The sequence below is a fragment of the Candidatus Methanomethylophilaceae archaeon genome (assembly GCA_017524805.1).
Classification (GTDB): domain Archaea; phylum Thermoplasmatota; class Thermoplasmata; order Methanomassiliicoccales; family Methanomethylophilaceae; genus Methanoprimaticola.
The window spans coordinates 41511-66884 of the sequence record JAFXUX010000033.1; the positions used below are offsets into that span (position 1 = coordinate 41511).

27 protein-coding genes are annotated in these 25374 nt (G+C 54.0%); 9 read left to right on the forward strand and 18 right to left on the reverse strand.

The features are described 5' to 3' along the window. Window positions 1-31: 31 nt before the first annotated feature. From IKP20_06920 to IKP20_06935, 4 genes are all read left to right on the forward strand, one after another. Window positions 32-565: a hypothetical protein gene (locus IKP20_06920; protein ID MBR4504682.1), complete on the forward strand. Its 534-nt coding sequence runs from the start codon at window positions 32-34 to the stop codon at window positions 563-565. A gap of 126 nt (window positions 566-691) precedes the next feature. After that, window positions 692-1267, forward strand: coding sequence for a DUF3800 domain-containing protein (locus IKP20_06925; GenBank protein ID MBR4504683.1), 576 nt, complete (start codon window positions 692-694; stop codon window positions 1265-1267). 482 nt (window positions 1268-1749) lie between these two features. Continuing rightward, window positions 1750-1974, forward strand: coding sequence for a site-specific integrase (locus IKP20_06930; GenBank protein MBR4504684.1), 225 nt, complete (start codon window positions 1750-1752; stop codon window positions 1972-1974). A gap of 134 nt (window positions 1975-2108) precedes the next feature. After that, complete coding sequence (locus IKP20_06935; protein MBR4504685.1) at window positions 2109-3104, forward strand: hypothetical protein; 996 nt, start codon at window positions 2109-2111, stop codon at window positions 3102-3104. Here the strand turns inward: IKP20_06935 and IKP20_06940 are convergent. After that, window positions 3034-3639, reverse strand: a complete 606-nt coding sequence (locus IKP20_06940; GenBank protein ID MBR4504686.1) for a cysteine hydrolase — start codon at window positions 3637-3639, stop codon at window positions 3034-3036. The genes IKP20_06935 and IKP20_06940 overlap by 71 nt on opposite strands. A 102-nt stretch (window positions 3640-3741) precedes the next feature. Here IKP20_06940 and IKP20_06945 point away from each other — a divergent pair, with 102 nt between their 5' ends. Both IKP20_06945 and IKP20_06950 read left to right on the forward strand, forming a co-directional pair. Further along, entirely contained in the window at window positions 3742-4236 is a 495-nt protein-coding gene (locus tag IKP20_06945) for a hypothetical protein (GenBank protein ID MBR4504687.1), read from the forward strand. An 86-nt stretch (window positions 4237-4322) separates the two neighbouring features. Beyond that, window positions 4323-5303 carry a hypothetical protein gene (locus IKP20_06950; GenBank protein ID MBR4504688.1) on the forward strand — a complete coding sequence of 327 codons (981 nt, stop codon included), beginning with the start codon at window positions 4323-4325 and terminating at the stop codon, window positions 5301-5303. Here IKP20_06950 and IKP20_06955 read toward each other — a convergent pair. From IKP20_06955 to IKP20_06980, 6 genes are all read right to left on the reverse strand, one after another. Next, a complete protein-coding gene (locus tag IKP20_06955) occupies window positions 5296-5859 on the reverse strand; it encodes a manganese efflux pump (GenBank protein MBR4504689.1) in 564 nt (187 codons plus the stop codon). The two genes, IKP20_06950 and IKP20_06955, sit on opposite strands and share 8 nt — an antisense overlap. Window positions 5860-5883: 24 nt before the next feature. Further along, complete coding sequence (locus IKP20_06960) at window positions 5884-6819, reverse strand: DUF1848 domain-containing protein (GenBank protein MBR4504690.1); 936 nt, start codon at window positions 6817-6819, stop codon at window positions 5884-5886. A gap of 121 nt (window positions 6820-6940) precedes the next feature. After that, on the reverse strand, window positions 6941-9076 hold the full coding sequence (locus IKP20_06965; protein ID MBR4504691.1) for a leucine-rich repeat protein: 2136 nt from the start codon (window positions 9074-9076) through the stop codon (window positions 6941-6943). A gap of 407 nt (window positions 9077-9483) precedes the next feature. Beyond that, the gene (locus IKP20_06970) at window positions 9484-9633 is read right to left on the reverse strand and encodes a hypothetical protein (protein MBR4504692.1); all 150 of its coding nucleotides are present in this window, start codon (window positions 9631-9633) and stop codon (window positions 9484-9486) included. Between the two features lie 359 nt (window positions 9634-9992). Further along, window positions 9993-10715, reverse strand: coding sequence for a sel1 repeat family protein (locus IKP20_06975; GenBank protein ID MBR4504693.1), 723 nt, complete (start codon window positions 10713-10715; stop codon window positions 9993-9995). A gap of 36 nt (window positions 10716-10751) precedes the next feature. Beyond that, window positions 10752-12212, reverse strand: coding sequence for a sel1 repeat family protein (locus tag IKP20_06980; GenBank protein MBR4504694.1), 1461 nt, complete (start codon window positions 12210-12212; stop codon window positions 10752-10754). A 221-nt stretch (window positions 12213-12433) separates the two neighbouring features. Between IKP20_06980 and IKP20_06985 the strand changes: the two genes are divergently transcribed. Further along, window positions 12434-12907, forward strand: coding sequence for a methylated-DNA--[protein]-cysteine S-methyltransferase (locus tag IKP20_06985; protein MBR4504695.1), 474 nt, complete (start codon window positions 12434-12436; stop codon window positions 12905-12907). 12 nt (window positions 12908-12919) lie between these two features. On the opposite strand, the gene IKP20_06990 is transcribed toward IKP20_06985, so the two are convergent. From IKP20_06990 to IKP20_07020, 7 genes are read right to left on the reverse strand one after another with little or no spacing between them, the layout of a single operon-like run. Beyond that, entirely contained in the window at window positions 12920-13483 is a 564-nt protein-coding gene (locus IKP20_06990; GenBank protein ID MBR4504696.1) for a hypothetical protein, read from the reverse strand. Between the two features lies 1 nt (window position 13484). After that, on the reverse strand, window positions 13485-14567 hold the full coding sequence (gene hypD, locus IKP20_06995; GenBank protein MBR4504697.1) for a hydrogenase formation protein HypD: 1083 nt from the start codon (window positions 14565-14567) through the stop codon (window positions 13485-13487). After that, window positions 14567-14947, reverse strand: coding sequence for a hydrogenase maturation nickel metallochaperone HypA (locus tag IKP20_07000; GenBank protein ID MBR4504698.1), 381 nt, complete (start codon window positions 14945-14947; stop codon window positions 14567-14569). Before IKP20_07000 ends, hypD begins: the two co-directional genes overlap by 1 nt. Before the next feature lie 26 nt (window positions 14948-14973). Beyond that, complete coding sequence (locus IKP20_07005; protein MBR4504699.1) at window positions 14974-15648, reverse strand: endonuclease III; 675 nt, start codon at window positions 15646-15648, stop codon at window positions 14974-14976. Continuing rightward, window positions 15618-16865, reverse strand: coding sequence for a bifunctional folylpolyglutamate synthase/dihydrofolate synthase (locus tag IKP20_07010; protein ID MBR4504700.1), 1248 nt, complete (start codon window positions 16863-16865; stop codon window positions 15618-15620). Before IKP20_07010 ends, IKP20_07005 begins: the two co-directional genes overlap by 31 nt. Before the next feature lie 51 nt (window positions 16866-16916). Continuing rightward, window positions 16917-17840, reverse strand: a complete 924-nt coding sequence (locus IKP20_07015) for a RimK family alpha-L-glutamate ligase (GenBank protein MBR4504701.1) — start codon at window positions 17838-17840, stop codon at window positions 16917-16919. Window positions 17841-17876: 36 nt separating this feature from the next. Continuing rightward, on the reverse strand, window positions 17877-18671 hold the full coding sequence (locus IKP20_07020; protein ID MBR4504702.1) for an asparagine synthase: 795 nt from the start codon (window positions 18669-18671) through the stop codon (window positions 17877-17879). A gap of 124 nt (window positions 18672-18795) precedes the next feature. Between IKP20_07020 and nikR the strand changes: the two genes are divergently transcribed. Then, window positions 18796-19236: a nickel-responsive transcriptional regulator NikR gene (gene nikR, locus IKP20_07025; GenBank protein MBR4504703.1), complete on the forward strand. Its 441-nt coding sequence runs from the start codon at window positions 18796-18798 to the stop codon at window positions 19234-19236. A gap of 192 nt (window positions 19237-19428) precedes the next feature. On the opposite strand, the gene IKP20_07030 is transcribed toward nikR, so the two are convergent. Then, window positions 19429-19779: a hypothetical protein gene (locus tag IKP20_07030; GenBank protein ID MBR4504704.1), complete on the reverse strand. Its 351-nt coding sequence runs from the start codon at window positions 19777-19779 to the stop codon at window positions 19429-19431. A 137-nt stretch (window positions 19780-19916) separates the two neighbouring features. Here IKP20_07030 and IKP20_07035 point away from each other — a divergent pair, with 137 nt between their 5' ends. Continuing rightward, complete coding sequence (locus tag IKP20_07035) at window positions 19917-22295, forward strand: DNA topoisomerase I (protein MBR4504705.1); 2379 nt, start codon at window positions 19917-19919, stop codon at window positions 22293-22295. A gap of 29 nt (window positions 22296-22324) precedes the next feature. Here the strand turns inward: IKP20_07035 and IKP20_07040 are convergent, their stop codons facing one another. The 3 genes from IKP20_07040 to IKP20_07050 all read right to left on the reverse strand — a co-directional run bounded on the left by IKP20_07040 (window position 22325) and on the right by IKP20_07050 (window position 25108). Further along, a complete protein-coding gene (locus IKP20_07040; protein MBR4504706.1) occupies window positions 22325-22570 on the reverse strand; it encodes a hypothetical protein in 246 nt (81 codons plus the stop codon). A 317-nt stretch (window positions 22571-22887) separates the two neighbouring features. Continuing rightward, the gene (gene eno / locus IKP20_07045) at window positions 22888-24156 is read right to left on the reverse strand and encodes a phosphopyruvate hydratase (GenBank protein MBR4504707.1); all 1269 of its coding nucleotides are present in this window, start codon (window positions 24154-24156) and stop codon (window positions 22888-22890) included. Between the two features lie 10 nt (window positions 24157-24166). After that, window positions 24167-25108, reverse strand: a complete 942-nt coding sequence (locus tag IKP20_07050; protein ID MBR4504708.1) for a response regulator — start codon at window positions 25106-25108, stop codon at window positions 24167-24169. Window positions 25109-25374 lie beyond the last annotated feature (266 nt).

Here is a 25374-nt window from a genome sequence, read left to right on the forward strand (position 1 = left end):
GTTGAACAAATCTGTCAGGATACCGAAAAGGATGCTCGACGAGATCGACGGGTATGTCGGGGAAGATAAATTCTATTCATCCCGCACGGATTTCGTATTATCCGGAATGCGTCAGCTTGTCTATACTTATGCACAGAAAAAACGCGAGATGCTTGAGCGCTACAATATGCCCTTGACTAATGTTGTTATCGAGCAGACATTCTCTTCTATAACCAAATTATACTTGGATTCTTTCGACAGATACGATGGCGAAACGACGCAGGTTAATGTCAGGACGCCGGGAGGGTTATGGAATCAGATTTCCCTGCTATTGAAAAGAGAATACGGTTATGAAAAGTTGGCGGATTTTCCCAGAGCCGCAGTGATGTGCCTGCTAATCCACCTCAAGGACACGGACGACATACTCAATGAGACTGAGAAGTTCATGGAGGAGCAGAATAAACTTCGCCAGGACATATATCAGATCGTGATGGAGGGGCTCAAGAACAATCTATCCGGACCTGAAATAATCAACGACACCTATCAGAAAATGATGGCGAAGCATGTGGACAATAAACCACGTTGATTGCCATTTGGCGCGTAACGCTGATTTTCCGATGAATGTGGGCTTTATCAGTTGCGAATCCCGTCTGTAATCAGACCTCGGCGTTATTACTATAATCCCGTTATCCGTTACCGCTGATGTTTTACCATGACGGGGCTTATCGCTATCGACGAATCGGGGGATCTGGGTTCCCACGGGACCAGGTATTTCGCAATAGCGGCCATCGTTATGCTCAGGCCCCGTAATCTGAAAAAGGCTGCGGATCTCCTTCCAAAGGATTCCGAACGCAAATGGCACAATTCCCTTCCCCAGGTAAGGGAGGAAGTCCTTTCGGCCATGTCGGATCTAAGATTCAATGCGGTCTACACCGTAGTCGACAAGAACAATCCCTCGAACCATCACCCGGTATACGGGAACAAGCTATATGAGAAAGTCCTCAGAGAGGTTGTCTCCGATGCGATGGATGTTCTTCAATGCTGTGATACAAACATCCTTTTGGATGGGTGCAGGTTCATATCGGTAGACAGATTGAGGGAGATATGCGCGGAAGAAGCCAAAAAACATGGCATTAATTTGAAGAATGCAGATAAAGCCAAATCCGATCAGAACAAGTGCATCCAATTGGCGGATTTCATCGCCGGGGCATCCAGAGCACGTTTCGAATACGGGGACACGTCAATCGAGATAATCCGCGATAAAATATCCATTGCCCGCAGGCGCTAAGGGCCGCCGATGGCGACCTATCCTACGGGTCTTATCAGGATGATAATCAATCATCAAACGCATATTTAAAACGTCCTTCGCCCGTAGGCATCAATGGCCGCCGATGGCGACCTGTCCTGCGGGCCTTATCCGGACAGCATATCATACGTTCTGGCCGATAAAACGGTTGCGATTCAGTCTCCACGTTTCTTGACGTAGATCTTGTCGATGTCGACGACGTTCGCCATCTCGATTAGTTTGGGGTCTGTGGTTCCGTCGACATCAAGGCGGGTGGCGTAGCCATATCCTTCGACTCCGATGCGGTCAGTGCGATCGCAGGAAATGCCGTAACCCTCAAGGCCGAACTGAAGACTTCCGGTACCGGTATCGAGAATGCCCAGGCCGTTATCGAGGTCACCCTTTCAGGAAGCACCTTCGAGAACGGTAAGGCCAAGGTCGCCGTACCCTTCACCGCCGCAGTTCCTGACGGCAAGGAACTGAAGGTGTACTACATCGACGGTGACAACAGGACGGAGATCGATGCGACCAGCCACACACTGCGGAGATTCTACTGCACCAATCTCGCCGATGCGGGAACGGAGCCCGATACACTGCGGAGGATGATGCGGCACTCCCACATCGACACGACCGTCAACCATTACCTCAAAGCTGATCCGAGGAAAATGAAGAGTGCCACAACCGCCGTCGACGACGCCCTCGACCTGTGAAACCTAAAAATACTTCCCTAAACGATTTGCCATCCGCGAAGAGAGTATCAGCTCAGAGTAGATGGGCTTTTCATCGAATTGCCCTAGCACCAATGACGGTACTTGTCTAAGCCTTGAAACGTGGGAAGATACAGTTGGCGAAATACGAAGCTCTCGGTAACGCGATCGAATCCGCAGTCCGGAAAGCCTGTGAGGGCAAGGAAGTGGGAATCGCTTTCTCCGGCGGAATGGATTCAGGTCTCGTTGCCGCACTCGCAAATAAATACGCCAGATCGGTCACCTGCTACACCTGCGGAACGGACGATTCGTTCGATGTTGCCGCCGGTCGTGAATTGGCCGAAAAACTGGAACTGCCATGGGTTCACTGCAGAATCAGTGAGGAAAGCATAGAAGACGACATTCGGGAACTGATCATGGCCACCAAGGTCAGCGATCCGTTCACGATAAGTTACGAACTCCAGCTCTTCACGGTCTGCAGGAAAGCACATGAGCCAGTGATTCTCACGGGCCAAGGCAGTGACGAGTATTTCGGTGGATGCGCCAACTCGGTCAACGAAGACGATTCCGAATACAGGGCGGTGATGGACTGGGGCATCGAAAGGATGATGAAAGTCTCCGTCCCCTGCGAGATGTCGATCGCGAAGGGTTTCAGAAAGAAACTGTTCTACCCATATCTCGACGAGAAAGTGGTGGAATGCGTCGGTAAAGTGGATCCCGACGAGCTCAGACCGAAATCTTTGGAAGATAGGAAAGCCGTGCTGAAAGAGGTGGCATCCGATCTTGGATTCCCCCTGCTTGCGCATCGCACGAAGAAGGCATCACAGTACGGCTCCGGCACCACCGATCTCATTCGGGATGCGGCACGCTCCAAAGGAGTCCGCTACAACCGCTTCATATCAGACATTTACGAGAGCCTGGGTCTAAGGAACGCGAACCTGCTTCGCGATTCCGCCGTAGATGTGCGCATGGACCCCATATTGCTCCATGATGCCGAGGATATCCTGGGAAAACTGGGAATGACCCATTCCGAAGCGATGGCGGCTTTCTACCGCCGCATGGTCAGAGAAGGCGACCTCGATTTCCTCGACAAACGAATTGTCTGGATCGCCCCTGTGAAGCGCGGAAATTGACGTTCGATCTTATGTCATCCAAATCCACGGTCTTGACTAGGCTCTCCACGCCGGAGATCTTATCCTCCTCCGCGGCCGCCGTCCCTCCCCTCAGGATGTACGGCACCAGATCGTGGTCGTAAGCGGCGAAATATGTCGATAGAACGCAGCAATGGGAGATCAGACCGGCGAGGACCACTCCGGAGCATCCAGCTCCCTTCACCGCCTCCTCCAAACCGGAATCCCTGAAGGAATTCGCGTGCGTCTTATGGACTACGATATCCGATTCGCTGAGGACCAAACCCTCCACCGGATCGTCTGGATTCTCTATCCCTGCGCTGCAATACGCCTCGCCGTCATAGAACACGGCTATGACGGGATTCCCGGATTTTCTGAATTCGGCCGAGACCTCGTTGATTAGTCCCATCCTTTTCGCAAGCGCCCTTTCCATCTCTTCCGAAGACTTGGCGAATTTGTTCTGGAGATCAATCAGAACCAATGCGACCTTCCTTTCCCGGAACCTGTTCGACGGATCTGCGAGATCAGAGTCATCCATGCCGATGGAACATCCACGCGGATATATCCAATTTCCGCAGGCACTTTCGGGCATCCCCCTCTCTCATGAACGTTCATAAACGCGCCATCCGTGGTTATGTCCATGGAGCCCGATACGGCGGAATACCTCATCACATGCGCCTTGAAGGAGATGGACAGCTTCTTCGGACCGCACAGATCAGGCGAAGCCATATCCGGGCTCCGGATCTATGGAAGGCACAAGAGGGAGGACATATCCTTCACCACGTACAGGATACTGGTGAAACCTTTCATGGAAGCTTCCGGGAAAACGTACATCGGATGCGCGACGATAAACGGGGAATCCAGGGTCGCCCTCTCTTACGTGGCCATGAACATGCCTCTGGATGGGGCTTCCGCGATGATGTCCGAATCCATGAAGGAATATGGGATATCCGCGGGCATCTCCACGGACGGCTTCAGATGGCTGTACGCCCGCAAAGAGGACGGGAAACCGCGCTTAAGGAGGATCTTCGATCTTCGCCCATATTACATAGAGGCGCTGGATCGCAGCAGATTCCGCGTCGCTGTCCCCGCTGACCGCAAAGAACTGACGGAATTCTCGGAAATGATGGGGTGAAACGGATGGGCTCAAAAATTCTAATATATAATAATCGTCACAACAATTATAATATCACGGCATACAATCACATATACATGGATTTCATGATGGAATGTTGCCCGTACTGCGGCGGCAAAACCAACAGGAACGAATCCGGAAGATGCGCATGCCAGGAATGCGGAAGGAACCTTTACGGCGACAGATCCGATTTGCGCTCGCTGGTAGATCCTAAGACCGACGAGGGCGGAAAGTACTTGAAAACGCTGGATGCCATCGAAGATGGGAAGGCCAAAGCGGCCGTGGAAATCGCGTCGGATTATGTCGAAGATAAAGGGAGCACGTTCTCCCATGTGATGCGCGCCATGGCCTACATGTATGAGGGCGAAGACGGAAGGGCCCTCGCGGATTTGAAGGCTGGATTCCCTGAGATCAAAAAGGATGAGATCGCGCACGCGGATCCGGACACCGACGCTTACATCTGCATAATCGGAAAGAGCGTCTCGGATCTGATAATCTATGACGAGCGCGAATTCATCGATTTCGATTACATCAACTACCTGGATCGCATCAGCGACCTGATAGATTCCAACCAGAAGTGCGATTGCAAAGGCCTTCTTTATGCGACTGCATTCTCCTGCTTCGCGCTCAGCTTCAAAGAGATGGATGAGAGCGAGCGCAAATCGATGTATGAGATCATGCCGCCTCTGGTCCACAGGGCAGTCGCCTACTCCAAAGAGCAGAGTCTGATGAACGCTGTGATAGAGGAGTACAAAGAGCTCAGCGGATACAAGCCGGACACCTACGCCGAAGACGACAACTATGACGTCCGCGCCCTGGAGATGCTTTCCTCCAGCATAATGAGGCATTTGAACGGCAAAGATGGCGCGTTCGCTCACGGGCGCAGCGACTCCGAGACGAAAACGTCTCTCGAGGAATACCTGACGAACATCCTCTCCTTCAACGGCGATGCCAAAGCCATGGATAAGCTGGAGAAATACGTGAGAAAGGCGCATTTCTTCGACGAAAGGCCCAACATAGAGGATGCCATCGAAGATTACGCGCAGAGGTACCTCCAAATCAAATGATCCCAAGGCCGTCCAGGAGGATTTTAAGACCTATCAGGATGAGAATCGTCCCTCCGATGGCTTCAGCCCCGCTGCCATATCTGTCGCCGAACAGGCTCCCCAGCTTCACTCCGGCGGCAGATATGGCCAGGGTGACAATACCTATGACAACCGCCGGGCCGAATACGCTGGTCTCCTCCATGGACAGGGAAATGCCTACAGCGAGCGCATCTATGCTTGTGGCAATGGCCAAAGGCAGCATGGCTTTGGGGCTTGTGTCCGGGTCGCTGCCTTCCTTCTCATCGCTGAAAAGAGCTTCGCGTATCATGTTCGCCCCGATTATCAGCAGCATAAGGAACGCCACCCAATGGTCGAAAGCCGATATCAGATCGTAAAAAGATGATCCGAGATAGAACCCTATGACGGGCATCGCGGCTTGGAAAGATCCGAACCATAGCCCGGCCACCATCATATCGCGGAAGACGACCTTCCTAAGGGCGAAACCTTTGCAAAGAGACACCGCGAAAGCGTCCATCGCAAGGCCGACCGCTATCAGGAAGACCGGGACGAAATCCATATCGCCACCATGATACGATGGTAATTAACTGTGGCGGACGTAATCCTCAAGACGATAGGATTTACGCCCCTTCAGCTCTATGACCGTATCCCTGGGCGTGAGGGCGCCCCAAAGCATCTCGGTATCGGAGCAGCACAGCCTTGTGCCTCCGGGATCCCGGCCAGACCTTCCCGCATAACAATAGACGCAGCCGTGGGCGCAGGTCCCGTATTCCCCGATGTCGATGCTTTTTACGCATCTGCACCGCTCCCTGACAGTGGATTGGGCGGTATCGTACGGTATCCCCAAAGAGACTAACGTCTCCCTGTCAAGACATCCGCGGGGATATATGCCGTATTCCGAAAGGTCCCTGCGCAAACAGCACGACGTCAGAGATATGCCGTATTCCTCGGCGGTGCGGACGGCCATCCTTATGAACGCATCCTCTTCTTGTCTCGAGACCGAGCGCAGAACGCCGGACTCGGTCAGAGACAGAAGCTTCCCGTAGATATCCACGAAACTGAAGATGCAGCGGTCGGTCCATTGGGACGCTTCCCTGCAGAGCATCCCGAATTTTCTCCTGTGATATGCGATGTCCTTCCCGGGGCCGAAAATCACAGGGTCGTACCTCCATGCCATCCTGTCCCTCCCTAAGCGTTCCGACAAGCTGACACAGGCGTCGTTGATATCGGCTTTGAACGGGACACCGGGCTCCAAATCCTTGCCGTAAGGTGTCAGAGTCACCTGAAACAGGGATGTGAGCCCCAGGGAGCCAATCTCCTTCATATATGGTATCATGGGGGCGGGATTCTTGGTCATGAACACTATGCAATCGACATCATCCTTGGTGAGTCCGATGCGGTACACGACATTCCTCGACACAGGATTGCGAACGAGAACACTGCCGGCGCGCAGGCGGTTCATAATCCACTCCGAATGGAACGCAGGGATGTCCGTGCGGCGGCTGGCACAGATGATCATAGCGAGGAATATACGGCATCCGATAAATCGCATGCGATTCGAAATGATGGCGCAAAAGTCAAAGATGACGTTTTTTGTTGATAAAAAGGGTTTTGACCGGGGGTTTCCCGGCCGTTTAGGTTCATTGCTCTATCAGTTTCTTGTCCTCACCGGCGAAGATACGTCCCTTGAGGTTGTCAGCGTTGACCGCAACCTTACCGTTCTCGTCCTTGAAGGTGTAACCGAAGAACGCCTTGGAGTCGACGTCCGAAAGGTTCAATCCGAAAGTGACCTGAGCCAGGTTCGTTCCGGAGAATGCTCCGTATCCTATGGTCTCGGCGCTGCTCAGATCGGCGGAGGTGAGCTCACTGCAGCAGTAGAATGCGTGCTTGCCGATAGAGACGACGCCGCTCAGGTCGATTGTAGACAGGGAACTGCATCCGCTGAACGCGCTGGTGCCTATGGAGGTGACATCTCCGAGATCTACGGTCTCGAGGGCCTTGCAGCCGAAGAAGGCGTACGATCCGATAGTCGTTCCCCCGTTGAGAGTGACGGTCGTAAGGCTCTTGCATCCCTTGAAGGCATTGCTGCCGATGTTGGCAGATGTGGTCACGGATGTGATGCCGGTACCGGCGAAGGCCTGGGAGGCTATGGAGGTAACGGCCCACTCGAATCCGAGATAGGTGATGGATTCGGGGATGACCAGATCGGCCACCTCATCCTTGGCAAAGCAGGCAGCGGCCACAGTCTTGGATTCCACATCATTCGAGGTTATCCTGTACTTCACGCCGCTGTTGGCAAAGGTTCCCTTGAGTGGCGGGACGTAAATATTGAGTTCAGCGCTGCCAGCTTCGGATGTGAACTTGTAACCGTTAATTGCGGCTTCAACTGGCATACTCTGACCGGTCTCATCATAGAAAACGCATCCGTAGAAGGCGTTCGATGCGACTTCCACGAATTGGGCGTTGAACACGATGTAATTGAGGCTGTCGCATGCGAAGGCGTATTGTCCAATACTAACATTCTCAGATCCCGAGAACTTGAGGCATTCGAGCGTGCTTCCGCTGAAAGCGTCGGCTCCAATTGTGGTGACAGAAGCGGGGAACTTCACGTAGCGGAAGTAGGTTTTTTCTGCGGGTTCTTGATACTGCTCTTTGAGCGAGGCACCAGCGTTCTGGAACGCTCCTTCGGCAATCGTAGTCACGGTGTCGGGTATATAAAGCATCCTCTTGGAGCAGGGGAACTGTATCAAGGTTGTGAAATCCTTGTTGTAAAGGACCCCGTCATCAGAAGCGAAAACCTCATTTTTATCGGCAACGGAAATACTCTTAAAAGAGTCAGCCGCGAACGCGCGAGGACCTATTACGGCCACATTAGCTCCGATTTCGACAAAATCGACGATCGTGCAACCAAGGAAAGCTTCAGCATCGACGGCGGTAGGCGTGCAGGTCATGTCATAATCATCATAATAGAAGGTGTCAGGGATGACTATAGATTCGACCGCGGGGTTGTATCCAATTGCAGTCACAATTCCGCTCAGGTCCTGGATCTTATATACAACTCCATTGTATTCTATGGTTCTGCTGTTCTGCGTGAACGTGGCTGTGAGGTCCATATTCGTGAGGACCTGAGTCTCTTCTCCAAGGTTCCAGTTATCGAACAAGAAGAAGAAGTCATCGGTCATCTCTGCTGGAGTGGTGACAGCGCGGTAGGATTCCCCCGACTCATAGTCGTCCACGCAAAGGTCATTCTTATCGGTGTAGATTGAGCTCCCCCAGCTGACTTCGATTGCGGAATCTTCAATAGGAACGTCGTTGTCGGACTCATACCATATGACAGTTCCGTATCCAGCGTCGTTAGGTGCTACTGAAACAGTGTACTTCATGGTTGTCTGAATGACGTCACCCTTGATGGTGAGGTCTTCTGTGACAAAGATTCCCTCTTCAGGCAATTTGACATATTCTCCTCCGGCATCCATGTAGAACCATCCGGAGAACTCGTATTGGTATTGGCCAGCAGGGTCTGGATCATGCTGAGGGTTGCTTATCTTGAAGCCACCAACCTTAAGCTTACCGTTTTCTTCTATGACGAGTGCGTTCTCGGGCACATCACAATACGATGGACTCGAATTTGAGAGGACCGTGACCGTGTAAGAATTGGCCGCGTCAACATCGGAACTCGATGACGACATGACAGCCGCGGCCGCGACAATCATTAGGAAAGCCGCAGCGAAGGCTACGATCGCCTTTTTTTCGTTGTAGATTGTATTTGCATGCATACGAATCCAAATCGACCTATACGTTTCATCAAATAAAAACATGTCCAATCAAAAAAATAAAATGGGGCTGGATGACAATCAAAACTGTATTTCAATTGAATATATGACAAACATCCAAAATCTCTGCCGCACGATGGGATGCAGCCAAATATGCGGATTGCATAGGCTGCGTCACAGGAATGTACCGTCCAATAGCCAACTCTTCGGCCCCTGAATAGGAAAGTGTCCAGCACATCTTTGGTCCGAGGGGCATCTGGCCTTATCCTTTACTACCATCCCGCAAAACTGATGGAAAGCCGTTGAAAGGAGGGATGAGTGACCCCTTGCAGATGCTCATACGGTTTTTACCTCGCTGAACTGGCCAAAGTATTCAGTTAGCATCTGAGGGTTCCTATCCATCGCGTCGGTTACGTCGAGGATTGCGCGCACACTTCATACATCCCATCTCCGACGCCCTCGATGGCAATCTCCATCATGCCATTCTCCGTCTTGGCATCGGCCCAGTTCTCAGCGCCTTGCTGATGGCATTCGATGCTGCAGTAGGAAATTCCGGTCACCACAAGTCTAGGCCACGACCCTGATCACGCCGTTCTCCCTCGTAGCAGATAGACATGGATGACATCGGCCTCGGATACAGTCGTCCCATAGTCTTCGACATCGATATAGGGGGGGAGCTCTGCCGCTGCTGACCATTGATGGCAATCTGCCATTATCTCTGCGTCAGCAGTCAGATCAAAAGTTCACATTTGACATCTGTACAAGTTTCTAAAACGGTGCGTTGCAATGGCTCTTTGCGATCCGAATGCCCGAGCATCAAGCATTCATCCATCTTCGAAAACAGTCGAATACATCCGACTGATTGCGAAATCTGCCACGCCGATGAAACTCCAACAGTCCGCCGGCAGATTCTGAAGCCTTACCCTTTAAGCCCTTTCATAGCGATCCGAAGCTCCCTTTCCCAAGCTTTGTCGCTCTTCGCCGCTGTCTCCAGCAGTTCGCAGGCCTTGGAGAGGTCTTTTTCCGTCCCTTTCCCGTAAAGATACGCCCTTCCGAGGTATCCCATTGCGGCCGGATCCCCGATATCCACCAGAGGCTGCGCCAGACGGCACATCTCGGCGCAGGATTCCTGGGTTCCTCTGGCCCAAAGAAGCTTTACCAGAAGCAGCCTGGAGCCTCTGACCTTGGCTTTCAGCGCCTTTCTCAGATATATTTCGGCCCGATTGTGGTCCTTTTCGGTGCCTTTGCCGTTGTAAAGCGCCCTCCCTAGCCAATAATAAGCGAGAGGGTTCCCCTCCGACGCTTCCATCTCGGATATCCGCACGACTTCGCCGCACGACTCGTCAGTGCCCTTCTTCCAGAGAAGAAACATCAGCAGGCCGTAAGCCTCGCCGTCCCCGGATTCCAAAGCCTTTCTGGCCATAGCTTCCGCAGAATCCAGATCTTTGGCGAGATAATTCCCTTTGCTGAGGGCATCAGCCATGTAGCGCATGCATAACGTATCGCCATCCTCCGCCCCTTCCCTCAGTGATTCCATAGCCTTGGCCATCAGATTGGGGCGGCCGCCTTTCGGATACAGCTCATACAGATAGCAGGCGGCATCCCTTGACCCCGCCGAAAGCGCCGACTCCAGGCAATCCAAGCCTGCCTCTGGATCTGCGATGCCTATCCCTTTGATCTAGCAGAGCCCGTAGCGTGCCTGGCACCCTGGCGCTCCTTTGATGGCCAATACGCGGACGGAATCGGCCATCGCCCTGTGGAACCTGCGGTCTCCCGTGCTGTAAAGGAAATCGAAATACTCCTCCCTAATCTCCGGAGTCCTCTTGTCCCTGGCGGCCTCCGCGAACAGCTCCGCGGCCTTGTCCGTATCCTTGGGGACTCCCTTCCCGTATCTGTATGCCCTTCCCATGCGCAGCATGGCGATCCTGTTGCCATCCTTCAGAGGCTCTTGGATCATTTCTACCATCCTGCCGTACTCATCGGGGCTCCCGTAATCCCAGATAAGGTCGAAAATATCGTAAAGCGCGGGGGAGTAGCCCTCATCGATGGCTTTCCTCATCCATCCTTCGGCCACGGCCATATCCTTCTCTCCGAGGGTGCCGTCCGCGTGAAGCTTCCCCATCTCCACCATGGCCTGGGGAATTCCCTGGTCCACCATGCTCCGCAGGAGTTCCAGCCCTTCCTCCTTCCGGCCCTCCGACATCATGGCCGAATAGCGCTCCATGGAATTCTTCACGCTCAGGACTTCGCCCGACCTTATAGATGCGAACAGCGCGCTGTACTCCATGTACAGATCGTCCAGGCGGCGGTTTACATCCTCGCCGGAAACTATGGCATCCAAGCACTTTTCCATGTAGCGGTAATGCTCCTCCAGATAATGAACCGGATAAAGCCCCCATTTGTGGTAGGCGTCAGCCATCTGGAACAGAGGAGTCTTGATGCAATAGCAGCCTGTGGCCCTGTAAAAATCCCTGTTGAACCTGGCGATGAAAGCGTTCCTCTCCGCCGACGCCGCCTGGCTGAAATCTTTGAGGCATCCCTCGCGGTCGATGAACATATCGGATTCGAAAGAGCAGTTGAGTATGACCTTGTCCCCGTAGCGCTCCTTCACGAATGCCACCAGACTGTCCATCATCCGCGAGTATCTCTCCCCGATTTCCTCCGGCTTGATTTCGCGCATCTTATGGGGGAACCCTTTCTCGATGAGGATCTCGTCGATGCCGTATCTGAAAGAGGCTTTGGATGAGATGTAATCGCAGGTACCGTCCTCGTATTCTATCTCCGTCAGCCCGTAGGAATCTGTCCGGCCGTCGATTATCAGCCATTCGGAGCCCGATTCTCTGAGCTGGTCAGGAATGGTTTTGTTGTAATCGGCCAGAGCGGATCTGATAGCTACCCCTGCGGTCATGGTCCGGAACTCCGTCTTCAAGAGATCCAGATCATCGGAAGTCAGCTCCGGGCCGTTGCGGCCGCTGAATTGGGACATGAACGAGCAAGCCATGAAGTTCTTCCCAAGGATGAAACGGGCGGCATCCTCGTGGAAATCGCGATGGAAACCGAAAATATCCCTGCTGGCGCATACGCCCCAGACATCCATAGTTACTGGATCCTTGCTGCGGAAGACACTCTTATCGGCCATGGCTTGCCCACTGATTACGGAATATTAAACAGTAACCCTGACCGCCGTAATACTTTGGCTTATATGGATCGCATTGTACAGACGCCGGGAATCCGAGAAAAATGGAATTGATACCGTCATAGGGACGCTTCCGCCAGCGTTCGGCTTCGGCCGTTCGGCACCTTAGAACCCATAACGGCAAACGGAACAAATATACGCGCGCAACATAATCATGCTGGCATATGGATTACGGATGCATCTTCTCTAAAATGACGCTGATCGGAACGGTGAGCATCAGCGAGGACGGGGACGGCAACCTGACGGGAGTGTATCTCCCCAACGCCAATCTTCCCAGCATGGATGCAAAAGAATCCGAAGTCATCTCAGAAGCCTTCGGGCAGCTGGACGAATACCTGAGCGGCAGAAGGCGCGAATTCAATCTGCCTTTGGACTATGGGGTCACAGGATTCCGGAGATCCATCCTGGAAGCGCTGGAGAAGATACCGTACGGCGAGACCCGCACCTACAAAGACATCGCCGAAGCCGTAGGCAACCCGGCCGCATACCGCCAAGTCGGATTGGCCTGCGCCGCGAACCCTCTGCCGATAATAATACCCTGCCACAGGGTGGTGCCGTCTTCGGGCGGGATAGGGAATTATTCAGGCGGAGAAGCTATCAAAAGAAAGCTTCTCAGCCTGGAAAAAAGCATGCTCTGAAAGCAGATTCAATCAGGATTTCTTGGCGCAGAGCTCCCTGATAAGCCTCTCCACCTCATCGGCATTGTCTGAGCCGACGCGGGTGCCGCTGCGCTCGAGGAAGGTCCATCCGCGCTTCTCGCATTCCTCCTTGAAGTCTGGAGAAGTGATCGCTATGAGCTTCCCATCCTCGATCTGATCGGCTTCCAGGAACATCGCGAACATATCCTTGGGGATGCAGAAGATCACCTTATCGAACGGACGGCAAAGATAGGACACCTGATCCACGAAATGCTTGGCGCTGTCCACGAATTCGTATTCCTCTCTGTTGGCCATCACGCGGGGATAGCTGTCTATGACGTAGTTGCCTGGGACGAACCCATATCTCGTGGTTATGACGCCGTATGAGACGTCGCAGAGCTTCTCGCCTTTCTCGTCCGATGCCTGGTCCAGACGCGCGACCAGATTCTTCACTTCGGTAGCGCGGCCTCCGAACATGTTGAAAGCGCTGTCCACACCCTTGCTTCTGAATACGGTCGAATCGTTCGTCACGATGAGTATGCGGACGGACACCTTCGTCTCTGTTAGCAATGCCATGTCAAAACCTCTTGGAACCTAGCCTGTATGATATGCTGCAATTGCCTTCCATGGAAACCATGCACGGCCCCATCGGATTGGATGGCTTGCAGACCTTCCCGAACATCGGGCACTGCTCGGATTTGATCAGACCTCTTAGCACGTCCCCGCATCTGCAGCCGTTGGCTTCCTCTTTGACTTCGGGGGTCTTGGAAAGGATGTCCTCATGGACCTTGGTGGCGTCATGGTCCGCGAACTTGGGCTTGAGAGCGAGAGCGCTCTTGGGTATCATCGGGAATCCCCTCCAATGGCGGTCTACCGGGGTGAAGGTCTCGTCCATGAGCTTCAATGCTCTGGGGTTTCCTTCCGGCCTCACCAGTCTGGTATACTCGTTCTCGACTTCGGCGCGGCCGTCGCGGATCTGCTTGCAAAGCATGTAGCATGACATCAGTATGTCCAGAGGCTCGAACCCGGCAATGACCTGGGGCAGCCCGTAGACCTCGGATACCGGGCGGAACATCTCCTCTCCGGTGATCACTGCCACATGCCCGGGTTCGATGAACCCGTCTATCGTGGATTCTCCCAGCGAAAGAAGAGCCTTCAAAACCGGGGGGCAGATCCTGTGGCAGCTGTAGACCGTGAAATTGTCGGGGCAATCGCCGGAGTTCAGCGGGACGCAGGTCGAAGGCGCGGTAGTCTCGAATCCGACGCCCACAAATGTCAGCGGCTTCTCCTGCTCCCTGGCCATATTCACCGCGTCATCGATAGAGTAGACGATCCTCACGTCGGCCCCGTCGGCTTTGGCGTCGAACAGAGAGCCGATGGTGGTAGGGACCCTCATCATGTCCCCGAAAGCGGTCACGGTTACGCCGTTGCGGGCGAGAGTGATGGCATCGGCGATCTCTCTGCTGGTGGTGACGCATACGGGGCAGCCTGGTCCCTGAGCGATCTCTATGCCGGCGTCCCTGAGCATCTCCTCCAAGCCGAAACGCACTATGGTATCCTGATGGGTCCCGCATATGTGCATGAATTTGGCGTGGACCCCCATATCCTTGATCCCAGCGAGGATCTTCTTCGCGGTCGCTTCGTCCCTGTATTTGAACATCATTCCTCCTCCTCTATATCCATGCATTTTATGGCGCAGGATTGTCCCTTCACCACTTTGATCGCCCCTCCGCAATCCGGGCAAGAAAGAACCGGGATGGAATGCGAAGCGAAATCGGGATCCGCCAATATTTTGACCGGCCCGGAATAACCGCACGAAGCGCACAAGACCTCTATCGGCTCATGCTCAACGATGAATTCGGAGCCTTCCAAAACCGTGCCGCGGGTGACTATCTCGTACGCGAAAAGCATCTGCTCCTCGCCGAGATTGGTCAGGTCGCCGATCACCGCCGTGACGCTGTGGACCTTGGTGACTTTGTACTTCGCAAGCTCATCGATCACAGCGTTCACAAGGCTGGAGACCACCGAAACTTCATGCATCGTTTCCCCTAATGGGTTGTTCCCTATTAAGAAAGATTCGAGGGGCGGCTCCCAGAACCGCGGTCGCAAAGGTCCCTCACAGGGCATTCCGAGCATCTGGGGCGGTTGGGGATGCATATCTCCTGGCCGTGGCGGACCAGGTATCTGTTTATGTCGGACCAGCGGTCCATAGGAGTGAGCTCCATCAGCGCGAACTCGGTCTCCTCCGGGTTGGAAGTAGACACAAGGCCCATGAGATTGGATATCCTGTGCACATGGGTGTCCACGCATACGGACGGAATGCCCATGGCGTAGGATCTGACGCAGGCGGCGGTCTTGCGGCCGACCATCGGAAGGGAGCACAGCTCCTCCGTGTCCTCCGGGACTTTTCCGCCATATCTTTCCAAGATTTCCTTGCAGCATCTGACAATGGCTTCGGATTTCTGCTTCGGGAATCCTGCGGGACGTATCAGCTCGGCGACCTCCCCCGGATCTGCTTCCGCGAGGGCTTCAATGGTCGGGAACCTGCCGAAAAGATTGTCCGAAGCCTTCCGGGTGTTCTCGTCCTTCGTCCTTTGGGACAGGATCGTCGAGATCAGAACATGGAACGGATCTTTAGGCCACTCCGGATCCTCTCCAGCCGAGTTGCGGCCGGGGAACACGCCCCCGACGTAGACCTCGGAAAGGATCTTCAGGATTTCGCATATCCGCTCTGAATCCATCTCAATGCATCCTCCGCGGTGCGGAACGATCCGGTCACCAGAATATTCTCCTCCCCTCTTGCTTCCAAAGCGGCATCCAAAGCTTCTCCTACGGTGCCGCAAAGGGTGACGTTGCCGTGCACGCGGCGCATGGCATCGTAAAGGACATCGGGAGACGCGGCCCTCGGGGAGTTGGGCGGGGCGACGAACACCTTGGTCGCAAGCCCGGAAAGGATGTTGGAGACCTCTCTGATGTTCTTGTCGGAAAGCATCCCGAAGACAAGGACCACTTTGCCGTAGATCTCCACTATATCTTCGTAAAGGCACTTTGCGCCGGCGACAGTGTGCGTGACATCGATTATTATGGGTTCGCCGACGAGCTTCTGCATCCTGAACTCCCAATTCACCCTGCGGAGCCCGGCGTCCAGATTAGACGCTATCAGATATTTGAAATCCGAGAGGCAGGAAACAGCCTCTATGGCCAAAGCGGCGTTGCGGGCCTGCATCCTTCCCGGGACGGAGACCGTGAAGACCTCGCCCTTGTAGGACATCTCCAAGCTGTCTGAAAAACTGGCGAGCACCTCTATATCGGATTCGTCTACCCTCTTCAGAGGACAACCGACCTCTTCGGAGCACGATTCCAAACAGGAGCAGACTTCGTCGCCGTTTAGCGTTACGCACGGCACGCCGGGTTTCATTATCCCCGCCTTGTTCCAAGCGATCTCTTCGATCGTGTTTCCAAGGGCGGCGGTGTGCTCCATGCTCACGTTCGTGATGACCGAAACTTCGGGGATGATAACATTGGTGCAGTCGTATCTGCCGCCCATGCCGACCTCCACGACGATTATATCGGCCTCGACCATGGAAAAGAACTCGAACGCCACGGCGGTGAGAACCTCGAACTGGGTGCATCCCATCCCCTCGGATTCCATGCGCTCCTCTATGGGCCTGATCTTCGAGAGTATGAACGTTAGGTCCCTGTCGGATATGCATTCCCCGCCGATGCGGATGCATTCGTTGATCTCAAGGATCTGGGGCGAAGTGAAGGCCCCGACGCAGAACCCGGAAGCGTTCAGTATGGATTCGATCATGGCGCAGACCGAACCTTTCCCGTCGCTGCCCGCCACATGCACGGCCCTGAGCCCTTCCTGCGGGTTGCCAAGGCGTTCCAAAAGCGTATCTATCCTCTCCAAACCAGGCTTTATGCCTTGGTCGGATAGGCCGTCAAACCAGGCCATTATCCCATCTGGGTCCAATATGATCTCCGACGGCGGAATACATGAGCGTGCTTAAAAATATGTCACAAAGTTTCGCCGGCGGGCGTCGAAATTGAGCTGGATCACCTCATCGAGGACGTGCTTAGCATAGATGCGGGCGACATTGATGCCGGTGCAGGATTCGAAAGCCTCGAAAAAGGCGTTGGAATTCACCTCGCACAATATCATATCCCCTCCGTCCCCAGGGAAAAGCAGATCGATGCCGCAGTAATCCAGATCCAATGCGTCCGCTATCCTTTCCGCGTACGCCGCGACCTCGGGCGTCAGATCGTATGGTTCGCCGACGCCCCCGCACCCGATATTGGATCTGAAATCCGCGTCGGAATGCCTCAGCATGCCGCCTATGGCCTTCCCTCCGATGACTATGACCCTAAGATCCCTGCCTGAACTGCTCCCGACGAATTCCTGGAAGACATGAGGAACCGTTTTTACCTTCTCCATCAGCCCTGACAGCTGATCCGCGTCGCGGGCTATGTGCACCCCTTTGCCCATCGAGCCGTAGCATTCCTTGACGACCACAGGGAATCCCAGCGCATCGGCAACCTTCCCGGCGGCTTCCGGCCTCACCGGCTCCCCGGGATCGTAGCAAAGGAGCCCGGGAAGGGTCTTCGGCATCCTGACGTTATGGCCGGCCAGCCTGATGTACGTGACCATCTTGTCGTCGCATGCCTCTATTGCAGAATAGCGGTTGAAAACTGGGACTCCGGACCTCTCCAGAGCCTCAAGAACGTATTTGTCCTTGTCCAGATAGACGCAGAAAGCGTATCCGTCGCAATCTGCGACGATGCCGCGGCCCTCTATGCGGGCGATGAAACCGTCGTTCCTGAGGATGTCGGTCTCGATGCCCAACTCGGCGAACTCCTCCGCGAGCCTCGACGCCTGGACATCGAACGCGCGCATCCTGGAATACGCGTTGATCAGAATCAGTCCTTTCATAAGAGGAAAAGGGAGGGGGAAACCCCTCGATAAAGTTCAGTCGAAAATCTCCTTGTAGATGGATTCGACCAGCTCGTGATAGGTCATGCCCTTGGATGAGGCGACCTCGCGGACCAGATCCATGGTTCCGGAACCGTACTGCGCGGCCTTCTTCCTCTTCTCCGCGATGAACGGGAACCCGAGGTTCCTTGCGACCTGCTTCAACAGGACCTTCCTGGAATCGGCGTCCTTGGGCTTCAGATCCGCCACATCCATGGCGCCGACCTGCATGGTGACGATCGGATCGATATACGGATAAAGGATCGTCTTCCCGAAGTGGTTGGCCACCTTGGTCTCATGGGGTATCGTAGAGGTGATAAGCTTTCCCATATCGGATTTCATCGTCCTGACCAGCTCGTCATCCGGCATGCCGACGTACTTGGTGTATCCGGCGAAAAGCTCGTCGGAACCCTGCCCTCCGATAATGTACTTCTCATGGACAGTCCTGCAGACGAAGAAAAGCGGGAGCTCGAATGACAAGGTGAGGGGGCTGGAAGTCCCGGTTATGGAGATCATCTCGCGGAGCCTGGACTCAATGTTGTCCTTCGTTATCGGAATGTGGAGCCATGGGAGACCGAGCTTCTCGGACATCTCGCGCGCCATCACCACGTCGTAGGATTCGTCCTTCCCCGACGTGTAGAGGGTCACCGACCTGGCATAATCCTTGGCGATGGCCGCCACCAAGCCTGAGTCGAGGCCGCCTGAGAAGGCCACCGCTATGTCGCGGTCCTCGACGCCAGTCCTCACGGCGGAAACGATTGCGTTCTCCAAATTCTCGGAATTGACCGTCATGCGCTACGCATCGCTAAGCACGGATAAATACAATATGCAAGAGCGCGAATGGCATATGGTGTGTTACTTGATGCCCCTTTTTGGAAAGAAAAGTGTTATTTAATCGCAAAATGATGCGACGGTTATGGAAGGCGTAACACGCATAGGCGTATCTCTGGAGCCCGATCTCCTGGAAAAATTCGACAAGTCGATAAGCGACAAAGGTTACGTCAGCAGATCCGAAGCGGTCCGCGACCTCATACGCGATTCCTTGGCTGAGAATGAGTGGAAGAACAACGACGAATGGATGGTCGGAACCGTGGTCATAGTCTACGATCACACCAACAATACCGTCGGAGAGAAGCTGACGGACATCCAGCACGCCCATTTGGGAATGGTCAACACGTCGATTCACGTCCACCTCGACGACAGCAAATGCATGGAAATACTCATCTGCGAGGGGGAGCTCGGCAACCTGAAGAATTTCGCCAACGAAATCACTTCAATAAAAGGTGTCCTGAGAGGCAGACTCACTATGGCCGCCCCTTCCACAGGGAATCTCCACCATGTCGGGCACAGGCACTGACATCTCCACCCCATCGGTGCCGAGGATTATGGTCGATAACCCCTCGGCATCGCCCATCCCAAAATAACGGTTTATGATATCTGCCGTAGTGACAGAAGGATAGAATATCCAAGGGTCGGCCTGACCGAAATCATACGATCCGGGGAACGGGCTGGCCCTCATGATCATATGAGGCTTGGATGAAGATACAGTCTAGGGGTACATTACAAAATTCTCTGAAAGCCAGAGTATGTTGTCCATCCCGCGTATCTCTTCCGCCATGCTTTGCGGGACATCGTGCCCAAGCAGCGTCCCGTATTCGTCTACGATCTCGATGGTCACCCGATCGGGGCGAGGGAAGTTCGAATCGCAAAAAACCGCGGCGACGAGATCTTTGGTCACGCATTTGCCGAGTCCGATGCTCTGAAGTTCCATAGAACCAGAGAAAACCGATATGGAATCCTCTTCGTCGACTATCCTCGATATGAGGTCGGCGTTGAGAATCTCCGCGCGAACAACGCCGGGTTTCTCCAGAACTTTGGAAATGAACTCATCGGAGCGCATATGGAACTATCATCCAAGTACAATATAAAACCATTCTTTGAATTTAATGAGACGTCAATGAATTCTGACCGTATGTTGCGGCCGCAAAAGCGACGCACCGCCAACTCTTAAATAACCTTCACAAATTTCAGGCGGCGATGAGGAAACTAATAATCACCGAAAAAGCGAATGCCGCGAGGAGGATCTCCACGATCCTGTCTGACGGACAGTCACACTCCACCTCCAACGGAGGAGTGACGGTGATATCTTTCGAGGCCGACGGCGACGAGTACAAAGTGGTGAGCCTGAGAGGGCACATCATAGAATTGGATTATTCCAAAGAGTACAACGACTGGAGCAGCGTGAAGCCCGAAGACCTCGTTTATGCGGAGCAGGTCAAAACCGTCCGCGTGAAATCCATCCTCAACGCAATCAAAGCTATCGCCGAAGAATCCGACGAGATAATCATCGCGACCGACTACGACAGGGAAGGAGAACTCATCGGCATGGAGACCGTCAGAGCCATCGGCGTTTATTCCGATGCTGGAGGGGAATGCTCCCTGAACGGCAGGATCGCCGTCAAGAGAGCCAAATTCAGCGCTCTAACTAAAGGAGAAGTGGAAGCGGCTTTCGCGGATCTCGCCAGACCTGACAGAAAGCTTGCCGACGCCGCGGAAACGAGGCAGATCGTCGATCTGTCGTGGGGAGCCGTCCTTACCAGGCTCATATCGCTGTCGTCCGGCCAGATAGGAAAGAATTTCATGTCGGTCGGAAGGGTCCAAAGCCCTACCCTCAAGCTTCTGGTCGACAGGCACGAAGAGATAGAGGGATTCGTCCCGGTGCCGTTCTGGGATGTCATCGGAAAATTCGGGATGCTGGCTTTCAAAGGCGGCCATGAGGGCAACCATTTCTGGGAGAAGGAAAAAGCAGATGCCGTGCTGGCGAAAGTCGAAGGCGAAAAAGAAGGGACGGTCGTGGAATACGTCGTCACCAAGAAAGAGGAATACAAGCCCGCCCCGTTCGACACCACCCAGATGCAGGTGGAAGCCAACAAAATCGGCATCCCTCCGACGACCGCCATGAAGCTCGCCGAGGACCTTTACACCGGGGGATACATCTCCTATCCGCGTACGGAAAACACGGAATATCCCCGCACGCTCAACCTGAGGTCGGTCCTCGAGAAGCTGAAGGAATCAGAATTCGGAACCGAAGCCGAGGAAATCCTCTCCCAAGAGAAGATAATCCCGTCCAAAGGGAAGAGAAGAACCACCGACCATCCGCCGATTTACCCTACCGCTGGTGCATCATCCGACAAGATGAAGGGCGACAAATGGAAGCTGTATGAGCTCATCGTGAGAAGGTTCCTCGCCACCGTCGCGCCCAACGCCGAAGCGGAGGTGACGACCTGCGCCATAGATGTCGCCGGGGAGAGATTCCTAGCCGAAGGGTATGCCCTGAAAAAGCAGGGGTGGAAAAAGTATTATAAGAAATATCTGAAAGCGCCCCCCGCGAAGCTGCCCGAGATGGAGGTCGGGGACAGAGTGGAGATCAGATCCATGTCCGCCGCCGAATCCGAGACCCAGCCGCCTTACAGATACAATCAAGGTACCCTCATCCAAGAGATGGACAGGCTTCAGCTCGGAACCAAGAGCACCAGGCACGACATCATCAGCAAACTGTTCTCGAGGAATTACGTCCAAGGAAACTATATGATTCCCACCTACAGCGGCATAGCCCTCACCAAATCGCTGGAGAAGCACGGCGGCGGGATAACCGAGCCGGACATGACCGCGAAACTGGAAGCTGACATGGCCAGCATCACCGAGGGCAAGCGCACGATGGACGAAGTGGTGAAGGAATCCCAGGACATGCTCCACAGCGTCGCTGTAAAGATCTCCGAGGAATCCGAGGCCATTGGCGAAGAGATCAAGGTCGCGCTCCACAGCCAGCAGCATGTGGGCGTATGCCCCGACTGCGGCAATGACATGGTAATAAAAAGATCCAAAAACGGGAATTTCATCGGATGCAACGGATATCCCGAATGCACCCGCGCATATCCCATCCCGAAAGGTGCGCTGAATCAGATGACCGAGACTGTGTGCCCCGTATGCGGGCTGCCGCAGCTCAAAGTCATCAGGAAAGGCAATCCGCCTTCTGTCCAATGCATAGACCCGAAATGCAAGAGCAACGTGGAGAAAAACGATCTCGGCCCCTGCCCGACGTGCGGGAAAGGCCGCATAAGAGTCATGTTCTCCAAACAGGGCAAAAGATTCGCCGGATGCTCCGAATGGCCCGCCTGCTCCCAGACATACCCTCTCAGACCGAGGGGAAGCGTCCAGTCCGCGAAGAAAGTCTGCGAGCTCTGCGGCGCCCCCATGATAATCTTCGGCAGCATGGAAGAATGCATCAATACCGATTGCCCCGGCAGGAAGAAAAGCGCCCGCGCGAAAAAGACGGCGGAAGGAGCGGAGAAACCTAAGAAAGCCCCCGCAAAAAAGCCGGCCGCGAAAAAGAAGAAACCGGCGGAAGCAGATTGATCTCGCCAAAAATAAGGCCCTAAGGCCAATCAGAATAAACTTGGGCCTTCCTCTTGCTGCCCTGAGAAAATGGAATCCAGCTCGTCTATCTCGCGACCGATGCGTTGGTTGCGGCAGGAGCTGCATTCCAGTTCTTTTCCCAGACTCAATTTGAACTCCATCTCGTCCCTGTCCAGAACGGTGATGCGACCGCAGTTGCAATAGATGCTTTTGCCGCTTACGATGGATTCCAGCACCTGAATGCATTCATTTGGTTGGCCTTCCCAGTAGCTCATCCTATCCCCTAGCCCTTGGATCCCGAACGGTTTTCCCCATCCATTCTGAACCCTATATCCTCCCGTTTTTCCCCTTGAACAGCAGGATATCGCGCAGAATTACCTTATGCCTAGGCCCGATATAAGCCTTGTCTAAATCAGGGCAGCTGTCCCTATTCGTGTCCCTGATCGTCAAAATCGATGTCTGAAAACTGTTTCCGACTGATGATGACATTTTATATCTCGGCCGTTGAGCAGATGAAAGGAATCGGCATGCGCTATAAAAAAGGAAGAAAACCGCCATTGCGGCGGGAAGAATTTTCGTTGCCCTGATCGGATCAGAGACGGAATTTGGAGATGCCCGGGAACACGGCCTTAGAGCCCAATTCCTCTTCTATCCTGAGAAGGCGGTTGTATTTGGCCGTCCTCTCTCCGCGGGCCGGCGCACCGGTCTTAATCTCTCCCGAACCCCATCCGACGGAAAGATCTGCGATGGTTGTGTCCTCGGATTCCCCAGATCTGTGGGAGACTACGACGTTATAGCCGTTCTTGTAGCTGAGCTCCGCCGCATCCTGGGATTCGGTGACGGTCCCTATCTGGTTGACCTTCAAAAGAAGCGCATTGGCGGCGCCCATATCGATTCCGCGGGCGAGACGCTTGCTGTTGGTTACGAAGAGATCGTCGCCGACTATCTGCACATGCTTCCCGACCCTCTTCGTGAACTCCGCGGTAGTCTCGAAATCATCCTCTTGGAAAGGATCCTCGATGCTGACCAGGGGATGGCTCTTGATCAATGACTCATAATGGTCCAGAAGCTCTCCCGAAGACAGTTCCATGCCATCGACGGAATAGACTCCTTTGCTGTGGAATTCCGAGGATGCCGCGTCAATCGCGAGGAAAACCTCTTTTCCGGGCACATACCCCGCATCCGAGACCGCATCCACGATCGTGGAGAGCGCTTCGTCCACGGTGCTCACAGGGGGCGCGAAACCGCCTTCGTCGCCGACGTTTATGGAGCCGGAGCCGTACTTGGAGCTGAGAAGGGATTTCAGGCGCATGTAGACCTCCGAAGACATCCTGAGGCATTCGGAGAAGGATTTCGCCCCTGCGGGGATTATCATGCATTCCTGGATCTTCAGATTGCCGCCCGCGTGCTTGCCTCCGTTTATGATGTTGAGCATAGGCACGGGAAGAGTGACATGGTCCTTCCCTATGTGCTCATACACGGAGATCCCTTCGCACGCAGCCCCGGCCTTGGCGACAGCGAGAGACACGGCGACAGTGGCGTTGCCTCCCAGCCTGGATTTGTTGTCCGTGCCGTCCAGGTCGATCATAGCCAGATCTACTGCCCTTTGATCGGTGGGATCCATGCCGGTGATGCGCTTGGCAATCTCGTTGCGAACGTTCTCCACGGCTTTCAGAACGCCTCTGCCGCCATATCTGGATCCTCCGTCGCGCAATTCCAGCGCCTCCCAGGAACCTGTTGATGCGCCCGACGGCGCGATCGCAGATATTTTATGGCCTGCAACCGTGATCTCTGCCTCGACTGTAGGATTCCCCCTGGAATCGAGAACTTCCCTTGCCCACACCTTCTCTATTTTCATCATACATCCCCAATCAATCTTTATAATCGTTCATACCGCGCATCAATACGCGATAATCATTCTTTGAAATGGAATTCTTGTCTACCGATACAGCCAAAGTACGCACGACGCCCTCGGTCCTCTTCAAAAGGAGATCCAACATCCTAAGCGTCTTGCCCATCCCATTCACTTTGACCATATCATCGAAATTATCGAAAACGACCACCGGATTCGGTGAATCTTTGATGAAACCGCTCAGCTCGCTGACGAGAGTGCCATATCCTTGGCTGCTGAACCCGCCATCTTTGGCTTTGGGCGCCATCGCCCTCACATCTATCTTGCCATAACCCAGCTTATCCTTGACTATCTTAGGTTTATCTGACGTTATGACCATGACCGAATAAGCTTCCGGATCGAACATCTTAGCGAAATCATAGATTTTATTCGGGTAATCCTCGAAAACCACATACGAGGAACCGAACCTGACCCCGTGCTCGGAAGGATTCTCCCTTTCCGGCTCCGGCTGGGTTTTCTTCTTCCTGAACATTGAAAATAAGCCTGGACGGCTTTTCGGCTTCGCATGCGCGCCATTCTTGCCGCCGGCCATATCGGCGACGACGGGAGAGCTGGATGATACGCTGTAGAGGGCGTCCAGAAGATGCTCCGTATCGAAAGGCTTGCGGACGCATCCCTTCACCTCGGGAATGTCGGTGGGAATCTCCTCCGCTATGGATGCCAGCAGAACGACCTTGAGCTTGACGTCGGGATGAGACTTCCTGACCTCCTCTATGAAACCGAGGCTGCTTTCCCCTCCGAGGACGGTATCCAGGAAAACGATGTCGGGACGGAAATCGACCGCGTTGGATACGGCTTCCTGCATGGTGCCGCTGATGCGGATCTCGCATCCCTGCTCCCTGAGGATATTCTCGACGGCCCTTCTTATCCCGCCTTCGTCATCTATGACCAAAGCCCTCATACGAAAACCCAGTCCTGAATGACGATATTTATATTTAACTAAAACGAATAAAAAATGTCTAGATTAGGCAATTTTCATGGCATCCAAGAAAGAAGCCTGAATACCTAAGGCAGTTTGATGGGGATGGTACCCTTGACTGCGATTCTGCAAGGCCAAAGGAAACCGGGAAAAAGAGCGAAAACACCGATTGAATTGGAGCGGAAGACACGTTCCGGTATGATACATAGAAGAAGTGATGAAAAGAAGCGCTGGGATCCCGGTCCCAA